Genomic DNA, 12115 nt, shown 5'->3' with positions numbered 1-12115 from the left:
GGTTTTAGAAATTTAACCAACTACATAGCAAGGTGCTTGTTAGAATCGGGTGGGTTCAAAAAGCACCTACACCCTTAAATGCGAAGAGCCGTTAAATGGGTTGTTTTCAAGCATTTTGTTTTCTTACTCTGACCCCATAGATAATGAGCTGAAAATATAGGTGATATCGGCAATTTATAGACGTTTTAGATATAGGGTGGCAAGGTTTTGCCTAGTCTTTACGTGGGGTCAGAGTAAAGCCAAATAAGGCTTGTAGATAAGGTTTGGTATTGATATAACTACTTCAACTTTAGTAGTGGCTAACTAATCAATTATTTTTTCAATAGGTGGTTATGTTATGAATGTTAATAGTGTTAATCCTTTGCAAGTGAAAAGTGTGGCTGCTGTTGAGCAAGCTAAACTTACAAAAAGCCATAAGGCTAATGAAGTTAACAAAGCAACTTCTAAAGAAAATAAACCTTATACGAGTTATGATTTAACTAATATGACTGGACAAGAAGTCTTGGACTTGTCTCATCAAATGCTGCTTGATGGCGATATTGATGGGGATGAATGGAGTAAGTTTTTTAGTCTTGTAATTAGTGCAGTAGGAATAGGTCGCCTTGATGAAAATGGCAGACTTGTAAGATATACCGCTGAAGAAACGAATGAAAGAATAACTAGCACTAAGGTTAATGTTTATGAGACAGCGGCTGGCTTTGTTAATGGTGCTAATTTAATGGGAGATCAAGATAGAGCAGAAAAGTATCAAAATTTTTTAGATAAAATTATAGGTATTTTTCAGCCTGAATATCAAAAGCCTTTGTTAGATGTAATGGCTTAGGTCGTTTTACTGGCATAAATAAAATAGGGAGGTTAATTATGAATGTTTCTATGTCGCTTAGTTCTCAGGTTCATTCAGCAGCGGCTTATTCAGCCAGTGCGAGTAAAAAGCCACAAGAAGCCATTTTTTCTACTGATAAAAAGCTAGAAATAGGCTTGGAGGATATAGAAGACAGCGCTGCTAAGACAAAAATTGATCTTAGAAATGCTTCTATGAATGATTTGAAGGAATTAAGTAAAAATGTAGATTTTCCAGATGGTTTTTACTTCCCTCTTATTATTGCCCCTTATTACCCTATAGCAAATGAAGACTATATGAACCATAAGGTTGATTATTTGGCTCATCTAGAAAGTGGTGCTGCTAGATCAAATAAGAGCGCAAAATGGTTCGAAGATACTTTAACTGCATTAATGCCTTACCACTCCCCTGATGCAAGCCCTGCTCAAGCTGTATCGTTAAACCCCACAGCAAGGCCGTGGACGGATGATCAGGTTGTTGAGCAGCAAAGGCTAGCGTTTCTTTTGAAAACAGTTTAATAGGCTATTTTCAATTAACCTCGTTAAAATAAATCAAACGAGAGTATTTGTAATAAGGTTTTGTCTGGCTTATCCGCAGGGTGTAGCTGAACAAAACCTTCTTTGCCTTTTATCTGCGGATGATTGGGCTGAAGTTCGACTAGAAGTTGGCGTAGTTCGTTGGCCTGTTCAGTATCATTTAGGTGTAAATAACCTTCTATCATAACTGCTAATGCATCAGCGACTGCTGGGGTGTCTCGGTAACCTTCTAGAACACCACGTCCACGGTTAATGGCGGCAATGGGTGCGCCACGGCGTAAGTAAAAGCGTCCGATATACACCTCCTGAGCAGCCAGTAGGTTTTTTAAATAACGAAGGCGTTGCTGGGCATCGGGTGCGTAGTCGCTGTCAGGAAAAGTAGTTATTAAACGGTTAAAGTCAGCATAGGCTTCACGTGTTGCGCCTGGGTCTCTTTGTGAAATATCGGTTAGCTTTAAGCCTTCGAGTGAATGGCGGCCAGCAACCCAAGCGGATAAACCGCTTAGGTAAAGCACATAATCAATTTGTGGGTGGTTAGAGTTAAGGCGAATAAAACGGCTAGCAGCAGCACGTGCCTGTTCATGCTGATTGTTTTGGTGATAAGCATAAATAAGCTCTAGCTGGGCTTGTTCACCATATTCACCAAAAGGGAAGCGAGCTTCTAAAAACTGTAAACGCTCAATAGCAGTAATAAAGCGTTTTTTGTCTAGGGCTGTTTGAGCTTCTTGGTAAAGCTGTTGCTCGCTTTTTTCATCGTCAGCTAAGCGACCAGCACACCCATAAAGAAGGGTAAAGACTAGGCTTAAAATGATGAGCCGGAGTAGGGTCGATGAGTAGAGGGTGTTAAGTGGCATAAGTATTTTGTCTTTTCTAAATCGTAATCTTAGGGTGATAAACCTTGTTCGAGTGCTAGAATAACGGAAACCCCTCTTGGGTTCGAGAGGTTAAGACTTTAAACCACAGAAAGAATTTCATGACACAAGTAATAAAGCAGCAAGCAATAGTACCGCTAGAGTCTTCAGGCAAGCGAATTGATCAAGTCGCAGCGGAGCTTTTTCCTGATTTTTCCCGTGCAAAATTACAAGAATGGTTAAAGGATGGCAGCCTGTTGTGGAATGGCGAAGTGGGTAGGCCAAAAAATAAAGTTAGGGTGGGTGACACTTTAACACTTGAAGCAGAGCAGCAAGAGCAGTTAACCGACTTGCCGCAAGATTTAGAGTTAGATGTAGTTTATGAAGATGAGCATTTGCTCTTGGTCAACAAGCCTGCTGGTTTAGTGGTGCATCCCGCTGCAGGCCATGCCGATGGTACTTTGTTAAATGCTTTGCTGTTTCATTGCCCTTCTTTAAAAGAGTTGCCCAGAGCGGGCATAGTGCACCGTATCGATAAAGACACTTCTGGCTTGTTGGTGGTTGCTAAAACCCTTAAAGCACAAAATTCTTTAGTAGAACAATTACAAAGCCATAATATGGGGCGTGAATACGATGCGATTGCTTTGGGTGTGATGACTTCAGGTGGCACGGTTGATACCCAAATTGGCCGTCACCCTAAAGACCGTAAGCGCCAAGCGGTGGTGGTTTCTGGTGGTAAAGATTCGGTTACGCATTACCGGGTAGTGCAGCGTTACCGAGCCCATACGCATGTACGTTGCAATTTAGAAACGGGTCGAACGCATCAAATTCGGGTACACATGGCACATATTCGTCATCCATTGGTGGGTGATCCGGTTTATGGTGGGCGTTTAAAATTACCTGCTGGTGCAAATGAAGAATTAAAGCTGATGTTGCGCAGTTTCCCACGCCAAGCCCTACATGCGCGCAGCTTAAAATTAATGCATCCAGAAACAGGTAAAGAAATGTCTTGGACTTTACCCTTACCTGAAGATATCGAATTATTGTTAACCTTGTTGGAAGAAGATATGCGGAGTGCAAGATGAACTCTACACTTCAGCCAGACTTGAGCTTGCTTTACCCGCATTGGCCTGCACCTAGTAATGTGCGGGCTTTTGTTACTACTCGGGAAGCAGGACCAAGCCAAGGCGCTTATGCAAGCTTTAATCCAGCTGATCAGGTGGGTGATGACCCGTTAACCGTTGCTGCTTGCCGTCAACGCTTGCAAGAAGAAGTGGGCGCTAGGCCGTTGAACTGGTTAAACCAAGTGCATACTGAGCAGGTGGCAACCACTTATTCATCTGGTATAGATGCAGATGCAGCCATAGCCACCAGCAGTGATTATGCTTGTGTGGTGTTAACAGCCGATTGTTTACCAGTATTTTTTTGTGATGAACAGGGTAGCAAGGTAGCCGTGGCTCATGCAGGTTGGCGTGGTTTAGCGGGTGGTGTTTTAGAAAATACGCTTAAAGCTTTAGAGGTTGAGCCTAGTCAGGTTTTAGCTTGGTTAGGGCCGGCGATAGGCGCCAGAGTGTTTGAAGTAGGGCCAGAAGTTCGCCAAGCCTTTATGGCTGGCCACCCAGATGCTGCCGCTGCTTTTGTGCCTAGCCCTTACCGCTTAAAACACTATATGGCTGACTTGTATCGTTTAGCTACGCAACGCTTGCAGCAAGCAGGTGTTGAGCAGGTGTTTGGTGGCAATTTTTGTACGCTAACCGATGCGGAACGTTTTTATTCCTTCCGCCGTGATGGGCAGCAGACAGGTCGCATGGCCAGTGTTATTTATTTGGATTGATGCATTTTTTACCTCTTGAATTTAGTGCTTTCCTCCCCCATTACATAAGCAATCCTGAATTAATACCTTTAAGAGGTTTTTTACATGCGTATCGATCGTTTAACTAGCAAAATGCAGAATGCTTTTGCCGATGCACAATCTATGGCTGTGGGGCAAAGCCATAATGAAATTGCACCCGTGCATTTACTTTTAGCCTTGTTAGATCAGCAAGGCAGTCCTTTAACACCCTTAATAAAACAAGCGGGCTCTGATGCTAGCCGGGTTCGTAGTGAATTAAAAAAACTGCTAGACCAGCTAGCCACTATGGGGCAGCACGATGGTAATGTGGGGGTTTCCCAAGCCTTGGGTCGTTTGCTGAATTTGGCAGATCGTGACTCTCAGCAACGTGGCGACCAGTACATTTCTAGTGAGCTAGTTTTATTAGCCGCCTTAGATTTAAAAGATGACACCAGTAAAGCGTTAGAAGCAGCAGGCTTAAATAAACAGCGCTTAGAAACAGCAGTTGAGAATTTGCGTGGTGGAGAAAAGGTGGATGACCCTAACGCTGAAGAAAAGCGCCAAGCCTTAGAAAAATACACTATTGATCTAACGGCTCAGGCTTTAGAGGGCAAACTAGACCCAGTTATTGGCCGTGACGATGAGATTCGCCGCACCATTCAAGTATTGCAACGCCGTACTAAGAACAACCCCGTGTTAATCGGTGAGCCTGGGGTGGGTAAAACTGCCATAGTGGAAGGTTTAGCTCAGCGTATTGTTAACGGTGAAGTACCTGAAGGTTTAAAAGATAAGCGTGTACTGTCTTTAGATATGGGTTCACTCATTGCTGGCGCTAAATTTCGTGGTGAATTTGAAGAGCGTTTAAAAGGCGTATTAAGTGAATTAGATAAAGAAGATGGCCAGGTTATTCTCTTTATTGATGAGCTGCATACTATGGTGGGTGCAGGTAAGGGCGAAGGCTCGATGGATGCCGGCAATATGCTTAAGCCTGCCCTAGCGCGTGGTGAACTGCACTGTGTAGGTGCCACAACCCTAGATGAATACCGTGAATACATTGAAAAAGATGCGGCTTTAGAGCGTCGTTTCCAAAAGGTATTGGTGAGTGAGCCAACCGAAGAAGATGCGATTGCTATTTTACGTGGCTTAAAAGAACGCTACGAAGTTCACCATGGTGTTGAGATTACTGACAGTGCTGTGATTGCAGCAGCCAAGTTGTCGAATCGTTATATCTCTGACCGTCAGCTGCCTGACAAGGCTATCGACTTAATGGACGAAGCAGCCAGCCGTATTCGTATGGAAATAGACTCTAAGCCTGAGTCTATGGATAGGTTAGATAGGCGTTTAATTCAGCTTAAAATTGAACGTGAAGCGCTTAAAAAAGAAACCGATGCTGGCTCTAAAAAGCATTTGGAAATTTTAGAAGAAGAAATAGAAGAACTCAGCCGTGAGTTTGCAGACCTAGAAGAAATTTGGAAGTCTGAAAAAGCTAGCTTGCAAGGTGCGCAACAAATTAAACAGCAGCTAGAACAAGCGCGTATCGATTTAGAAGCCGCTCGCCGTAAGGGTGACTTAGGGCGCATGTCGGAAATTCAATACGGTATTATTCCAGATTTAGAACGTAGCATGCAGATGGCTGATGAGCTAGAAGGCGTTGAACATAAGTTGCTGCGTAACCGTGTTACCGATGAAGAGATAGCTGAAGTAGTGGCGCGTTGGACGGGTATTCCAGTGAGTAAAATGCTGGAATCTGACCGTGAAAAGCTGTTGAAAATGGAAGATGCCTTGCATCAAAGCGTGATAGGGCAAGAAGAAGCAGTTGTGGCTGTGGCCAATGCGGTACGTCGTTCACGCGCGGGTTTATCAGATCCAAATCGCCCTAGTGGTTCTTTCTTATTTTTAGGCCCAACGGGTGTGGGTAAAACGGAGTTATGTAAGTCATTAGCGCATTACTTGTTTGATACCACCGAAGCTATGGTGCGTATTGATATGAGTGAGTTTATGGAGAAGCACTCGGTAGCGCGTTTAATTGGTGCACCTCCAGGTTATGTAGGCTATGAGCAGGGTGGTTACTTAACTGAAGCTGTGCGTCGCCGCCCCTATTCAGTGCTGCTGTTAGATGAAGTAGAAAAAGCTCACCCAGATGTTTTTAATATTCTTTTGCAAGTATTAGAAGATGGGCGCTTAACCGATGGGCAAGGCCGTACAGTGAATTTCCGTAATACGGTGATTGTCATGACTTCTAACCTAGGTTCAGACTTGATTCAGCAGATGACAGAAGATAGTTACGATGCAATGAAGTCTGCAGTAATGGAAGTGGTAGGTACGCACTTCCGCCCAGAGGTGATTAACCGAATTGATGAAGTGGTGGTTTTCCATTCACTGAAGAAAGAGCAAATACGTCGTATTGCAGATATTCAACTTGCAAGGTTAGCAGAGCGCTTAGATGAGCGTGAGCTTTCGTTAGAGTTAGCTGATAGCTTTGTAGATGCACTGGTAGAGCAGGGTTATGACCCAGTTTATGGTGCGCGTCCACTTAAGCGTGCCGTGCAAAGAATGTTGGAGAACCCTTTAGCTCAAGAAATTTTGGCAGGGCGTTTTGAACCAGGCCAAAAATTAATAGCAGACTTAGAGGGTGACAAGACTGTTTTTAAGATTAAATCCTAATATTTAACTTAAAAGTGTTTAATTAACGCAAATAGCAGTTAGCCAAGGATGGCTGCTTGACAAAATAGGTGTTTTATAAGAGTCTTTGCCTATCTTGTAGCAGGTGCAGCATATTCAGGCGACCCCTAAATAAATGCACAGGAGTTAGTTGTATAACTAATTCACCTCCAAGGACTTAACGGCCTGTAATATCCTCTGGTCAGGTTAAGCCCCACTACGCATTCATTCAGTGCGACAAGAGTGCAGATCCGAAAGCGGATCTCGTTTGCCAAGACACGGCATTGCATCAGCCAATTTAGATGAGTGTTAACTTTAGCATCTAAATTATTGAACCGGAGTTGGTCGTAATACTAACTCTATGCACTCGAACTTTTTCAAAGGATTCACGCAAGTGGAACTACTCTCAGGCGCAGATATGATCACCCGATTCCTAGCGGATGAAGGGGTTGAATATATTTATGGTTACCCAGGCGGTGCCGCTTTACACATTTACGATGCGATTCACCGCCAAGACAAGGTTAATCACATTTTAGTTCGTCACGAACAAGCAGCTACGCACATGGCTGACGGTTATGCTCGTGCCACAGGTAAACCAGGTGTTGTTTTGGTTACCTCAGGCCCAGGTGCGACCAATGCTGTCACAGGTATTGCTACGGCTTTTATGGATTCCATTCCAATGGTTGTGCTTTGCGGCCAGGTTGCGAGCCATTTAATTGGTGAAGATGCTTTCCAAGAAACCGATATTATCGGTGTGACTCGTCCTATCGTTAAACATAGTTTTTCTATTGAGGATCCTTCAGAAATTCCAATGATTCTGAGAAAAGCTTTTTACATTGCAACTACGGGTCGTCCTGGTCCGGTGGTGGTGGATATTCCAAAAGATATGACCGCACCCACAGAAAAGTATGAGTATGTTTTCCCTAAAAAAGTGAAAATGCGCTCTTATACGCCAGTGGGTCGTGGACACACTGGGCAAATTAAAAAAGCGGTAGACTTAATCCTTAAAGCTAAGCGCCCTATTCTTTATGGCGGTGGTGGTTTGGTTTTAGGCGGTGCTAGCGAACTCTTTACTCAGTTAGCTAAAAAACTAAACTTCCCAGTGACTACTTCGTTAATGGGCATTGGTGCTTATCCGCAAACGGATCGTCAATCAGTGGGTTGGTTAGGTATGCATGGTAGTTTTGAAGCTAACCAAGCCATGCACCACAGTGATTTAGTGGTGTGTATTGGTGCGCGTTTTGATGACCGCGCTACTAATAACGTTTCTAAATTCTGCCCAACGGCACGCATTGTTCATGTGGACATTGATCCTTCTTCTATAGGTAAAACCATTCGGGTTGATGTACCTATTGTTGGTACTGCCACTAGCGTATTAGAAGAAATGCTGGCGCTATTAGATGAAAGTAAAACTCAGTTAAAAGCAGATGCTTTGGTTGATTGGTGGAAACAAATTGATGCTTGGTCCGCTAGCCGTGCAGGTCGTATTTACGAACCAGCTGAGCCAGGTGAAACCATGAAGCCGCAGCAGGTGGTAGAAGCTGTTTGGAAGGCAACTCAGGGTAAAGCTTACGTTGTGACAGACGTAGGGCAACACCAAATGTTTGCTGCGCAATATTATAAGTTTGATAAACCAAACCATTGGATTACTTCGGGTGGCTTGGGAACCATGGGATTTGGTTTTCCTGCTGCTATGGGTATTAAGCTTAATAAGCCCGATGAAGAAGTGGTTTTAATTACGGGTGAAGGTAGCTTCCAGATGATGATGCAGGAGCTTTCAACCTGTAGTCAGTTTGGTATTCCAGTAAAAATTATTAACTTGAATAACCAATCTTTAGGCATGGTTCGTCAATGGCAAGATTTAAACTACCAAGCACGCCACGCTCAGTCTTATATGCAATCATTGCCAGATTTTAAAATGCTAGTTGAGTCTTATGGTCATGTAGCGATGAAGGTAGAAAAAGCGGAAGACTTGGACGCTGCCATAGAAAAAACCTTTGCTATGAAAGACAAGCTGGTATTTTTAGATGTGTATGTTGATCCACATGAGCATGTTTATCCTATGCAGGTTCCCCAAGGCTCTATGAACGATATGCTGTTATCTAAAACGGAGAGGACTTGATCATGCGACATATCATCTCTATTTTAATGGAAAATGAAGCGGGTGCTTTGTCACGTGTGGTTGGTCTGTTTTCACAGCGTAACTTCAACATTGAGACCTTGAATGTTGCCCCAACCGATGACCCAACTTTATCGCGCTTAACTGTAACCACCACAGGTGATGAGCGAGTGATTGAGCAAATCACTAAGCAGCTTAACAAGCTTATTGATGTGGTTAAGCTAGTCGATTTAACCGAAGGTCAACATATAGAACGTGAGCTAATGCTGGTTAAGGTTAAAGCGGTAGGTGCACAGCGTGCAGAGGTGAAGCGGACAACGGAGATTTTCCGTGGCCAAATCATTGATGTTACGCCTAGTATTTACACTGTTCAGCTAGCTGGACACGCCAGTAAACTAGATGCTTTTATTCAAGCTTTAGGTGGTAGCACTCTGCTAGAAGTTGCGCGCACAGGTGTTTCAGGTGTGGCGCGTGGTGAGAAGGTGTTAAGCCTCTAGTTATTTAATAGTAAAAAATGCTGCATTTTACGCAGTGTCAGAAATACATTAATCTATGCCGACTTAAAATTAATGGCGTAAAACATTGAGTGCTAAGCACTTAAATTTATTATCAGGAGAAGCACCATGGCAATGACCGTTTATTATGATAAAGATTGTGATCTATCTCTTATCCAAGGTAAGAAAGTTTCTATTATTGGTTACGGTTCACAAGGCCATGCTCACGCATGTAACCTAAAAGATTCAGGTGTAGATGTAACGGTTGGTTTGCGTGCTAGCTCTTCTTCACGTGCTAAAGCAGAAGCGCATGGCTTAAAAGTTGCTGATGTTGCTGAAGCTGTAGCTAGCGCTGATGTTGTTATGATTCTTACACCTGATGAGTTCCAAGGTCAGCTATATAAAGAAGAAATCGAGCCAAACATCAAACAGGGTGCTACCTTAGCTTTTGCGCATGGTTTTTCTATTCATTACAACCAGGTTGAGCCACGTGCAGACCTAGATGTCATTATGATCGCGCCTAAAGCACCAGGTCACACAGTACGTTCTGAGTTTGTGAAAGGCGGCGGTATACCAGATTTAATTGCTATCTTCCGCGATGCTTCTGGTAAAGCTAAAGAATTAGCACTTTCTTACGCTATGGGTGTTGGCGGTGGTCGTTCAGGTATTATTGAAACAACCTTTAAAGATGAAACAGAAACTGACCTTTTTGGTGAGCAAGCCGTTCTTTGTGGCGGTGCAGTAGAGCTAGTTAAAGCAGGTTTTGAGACTTTAACAGAAGCTGGTTATGCTCCAGAAATGGCTTACTTTGAGTGTTTGCACGAACTTAAGCTGATTGTTGACCTGATGTACGAAGGCGGTATTGCTAACATGAACTACTCCATCTCTAATAACGCAGAGTATGGTGAGTATGTTACCGGCCCTGAAGTAATCAACGAAGAGTCACGCCAGGCGATGCGTAATGCACTTAAGCGTATTCAAAATGGTGAGTATGCAAAAATGTTTATTGCTGAAGGTGCGCATAACTATCCTTCCATGACTGCTAACCGTCGTAATAACGCTGAACACCCGATTGAAAAAGTAGGTGCTCAATTACGCGGTATGATGCCTTGGATTACTGCTAACCAGCTAGTTGATAAAGATAAAAACTAAGCCTTAGCATTTAAGCTTTAAATTTGTTTGTAAGCGCAGCCCAAGGGTTGCGCTTTTTGGTTTTAAGTTCACTAAACTATTGGCTGGCTAGTGGCAAGGTGTAGAATGCCTAATTAGTGTGTTGTATCTCAGAATACTTAGGGTAAAGATTATGTCATTAGAAAAAACGGAAGAAGAGGCATTAGCGTTAAACGAGTCTAGTGAAGAAGTAGCTTCCGAAGAAACTCCTGTGAATGCAACAGAAGACCAGAAGATTGAAGATGATTTTAGTCGAAGAGCTCATCGCCTAGTTGATGAGGTAATAGAAGAAGTTGTGGAAGAAAAGGAAGTTAACGGAAAAAAAGAAAAGCATCGAGGTATCTATCTATTGCCTAACCTTTTTACTACAGGTGCACTTTTTTCTGGTTTTTATGCAATCGTCGCAGGTATGAATAATGATTTTAGTGCAGCTGCAATAGCTATTTTTATAGCCATGATTTTAGATGGGTTAGATGGACGAGTAGCGCGCATGACAGGAACCGAAAGCGCTTTTGGTGCTGAATATGACAGTCTGGCGGATATGGTTTCATTTGGTGTTGCCCCTGCTTTGGTCGCCTTTAGTTGGATGCTGAAAGACTTAGGGCAGACTGGCTGGGTGGTTGCTTTTGTTTTTGTTGCAGGTGCAGCGCTTAGGTTAGCAAGGTTTAATGTGCATGTAGGGAGTGCAGACAAGAACTGGTTTACAGGCTTGCCTAGTCCTGCGGCTGCTTCAGTGGTTGCAGCACTAGTTTGGGTTTTGCATGAAATAAGCTTTGATGTGTTTTGGCCGCAGGTGCTGGTGGCTTTTGTAATAGCGGCCGTGGGTCTGTTAATGGTTAGCAATGTTCGTTATTACAGTTTTAAAGGTATAGATCTAAAAAATCGCGTGCCTTTTGTAGTTTTGCTAGCAGTGGTATTGCTTCTAGCAGTGGTGGCGATAGATCCAGCAGTCATGCTGCTGATTTTGTTTGTCGGCTACGCAGCATCGGGGCCCTTGTATTCTGTGTTTGGTAAGCAGCAGAAAAGAGAAGAAACTAATAAGATGTAATATTTTTTCAAAAACCCCTTGCGTTTAAAAAGTTAGTGCCTATAATACGCCTCTCTTGTCAGGGAGCGCTTAGAAATAAGCAGTTAGAAAAGCTTTGGCAAGGGGTGTAAAGGATTGTTTTTAAAGGTATTTCTTTTAAAGAATTTAAAAACAAAGCTTGACACTGGAGCGAAACGCTGTAGAATACGCTCCTCTGATTCAGCAGCTTGTTTAGATTAATTAACTAGCTACTTTGAGTCACCGCTCTTTAAGAATGAAGCATCAGGAACATTCATGTGGGCGCTTGCGGGATGGCTTGTGATGAAGTCACAAGATATCAAGGCAAGCGCTTATAAGAAGCTTTACAGGTTTAGTTTACTAGACAGGTTGAGATTCAAGTATTCGTTTGAAACCTTGAGCCAAGATTAGTCACCTTAAGTGACACTATGATTTTAAACCGAAGAGTTTGATCATGGCTCAGATTGAACGCTGGCGGCAGGCCTAACACATGCAAGTCGAGCGGTAACAGGAGAAGCTTGCTTCTTGCTGACGAGCGGCGGACGGGTGAGTAATACTTGGGTATCT

The 12115-nt window shown here is 43.2% G+C and carries 10 protein-coding genes and 1 rRNA gene; 10 read left to right on the top strand and 1 reads right to left on the bottom strand.

The features are described 5' to 3' along the window. Positions 1–337: 337 nt before the first annotated feature. Together BP27_RS0112610 and BP27_RS0112605 are read left to right on the top strand one after the other, a co-directional pair. A complete protein-coding gene (locus BP27_RS0112610; RefSeq protein WP_027851853.1) occupies positions 338–823 on the top strand; it encodes a hypothetical protein in 486 nt (161 codons plus the stop codon). A gap of 38 nt (positions 824–861) precedes the next feature. Continuing rightward, positions 862–1359 (top strand): hypothetical protein, encoded by a 498-nt coding sequence (locus tag BP27_RS0112605; protein ID WP_027851852.1) that lies wholly within the window; start codon positions 862–864, stop codon positions 1357–1359. A gap of 23 nt (positions 1360–1382) precedes the next feature. Here BP27_RS0112605 and BP27_RS16285 read toward each other — a convergent pair whose 3' ends face one another. Then, positions 1383–2231, bottom strand: coding sequence for an outer membrane protein assembly factor BamD (locus BP27_RS16285; protein ID WP_051610568.1), 849 nt, complete (start codon positions 2229–2231; stop codon positions 1383–1385). 119 nt (positions 2232–2350) lie between these two features. Here BP27_RS16285 and rluD point away from each other — a divergent pair, with 119 nt between their 5' ends. The 8 genes from rluD to BP27_RS0112555 form a co-directional block, all read left to right on the top strand. Then, positions 2351–3313, top strand: a complete 963-nt coding sequence (rluD, locus tag BP27_RS0112595) for a 23S rRNA pseudouridine(1911/1915/1917) synthase RluD (protein WP_027851851.1) — start codon at positions 2351–2353, stop codon at positions 3311–3313. Then, the gene (gene pgeF / locus BP27_RS0112590) at positions 3310–4062 is read left to right on the top strand and encodes a peptidoglycan editing factor PgeF (protein ID WP_027851850.1); all 753 of its coding nucleotides are present in this window, start codon (positions 3310–3312) and stop codon (positions 4060–4062) included. The genes rluD and pgeF overlap by 4 nt, the downstream gene beginning before the upstream one ends. 84 nt (positions 4063–4146) lie before the next feature. Next, positions 4147–6723: an ATP-dependent chaperone ClpB gene (gene clpB / locus BP27_RS0112585; protein WP_027851849.1), complete on the top strand. Its 2577-nt coding sequence runs from the start codon at positions 4147–4149 to the stop codon at positions 6721–6723. 391 nt (positions 6724–7114) lie between these two features. Continuing rightward, the gene (locus tag BP27_RS0112580; protein ID WP_027851848.1) at positions 7115–8842 is read left to right on the top strand and encodes an acetolactate synthase 3 large subunit; all 1728 of its coding nucleotides are present in this window, start codon (positions 7115–7117) and stop codon (positions 8840–8842) included. Positions 8843–8844: 2 nt separating this feature from the next. Next, positions 8845–9336, top strand: coding sequence for an acetolactate synthase small subunit (ilvN, locus tag BP27_RS0112575; RefSeq protein WP_027851847.1), 492 nt, complete (start codon positions 8845–8847; stop codon positions 9334–9336). Positions 9337–9468: 132 nt separating this feature from the next. Further along, on the top strand, positions 9469–10485 hold the full coding sequence (gene ilvC / locus BP27_RS0112570; protein ID WP_027851846.1) for a ketol-acid reductoisomerase: 1017 nt from the start codon (positions 9469–9471) through the stop codon (positions 10483–10485). Positions 10486–10636: 151 nt separating this feature from the next. Next, positions 10637–11551: a CDP-diacylglycerol--serine O-phosphatidyltransferase gene (gene pssA / locus BP27_RS0112565; RefSeq protein WP_027851845.1), complete on the top strand. Its 915-nt coding sequence runs from the start codon at positions 10637–10639 to the stop codon at positions 11549–11551. A gap of 433 nt (positions 11552–11984) precedes the next feature. Continuing rightward, positions 11985–12115, top strand: a 16S ribosomal RNA gene (locus BP27_RS0112555); the annotation flags it as partial.

Source organism: Marinospirillum insulare DSM 21763 (genome assembly GCF_000686905.1).
GTDB lineage: Bacteria > Pseudomonadota > Gammaproteobacteria > Pseudomonadales > Halomonadaceae > Marinospirillum > Marinospirillum insulare.
Note: the sequence above shows the minus strand (reverse complement) of the source record. Positions and strands in the feature narration are given on the sequence as shown.

Bases quoted from the DNA above. Each gene is read 5' to 3' on its own strand.
- pgeF (WP_027851850.1), top strand. From the start codon at position 3,310: ATGAACTCTACACTTCAGCCAGACTTGAGCTTGCTTTACCCGCATTGG.
- BP27_RS0112610 (WP_027851853.1), top strand. From the start codon at position 338: ATGAATGTTAATAGTGTTAATCCTTTGCAAGTGAAAAGTGTGGCTGCT.
- clpB (WP_027851849.1), top strand. From the start codon at position 4,147: ATGCGTATCGATCGTTTAACTAGCAAAATGCAGAATGCTTTTGCCGAT.
- rluD (WP_027851851.1), top strand. From the start codon at position 2,351: ATGACACAAGTAATAAAGCAGCAAGCAATAGTACCGCTAGAGTCTTCA.
- BP27_RS0112605 (WP_027851852.1), top strand. From the start codon at position 862: ATGAATGTTTCTATGTCGCTTAGTTCTCAGGTTCATTCAGCAGCGGCT.
- ilvC (WP_027851846.1), top strand. From the start codon at position 9,469: ATGACCGTTTATTATGATAAAGATTGTGATCTATCTCTTATCCAAGGT.
- BP27_RS16285 (WP_051610568.1), bottom strand. From the start codon at position 2,231: ATGCCACTTAACACCCTCTACTCATCGACCCTACTCCGGCTCATCATT.
- pssA (WP_027851845.1), top strand. From the start codon at position 10,637: ATGTCATTAGAAAAAACGGAAGAAGAGGCATTAGCGTTAAACGAGTCT.
- ilvN (WP_027851847.1), top strand. From the start codon at position 8,845: ATGCGACATATCATCTCTATTTTAATGGAAAATGAAGCGGGTGCTTTG.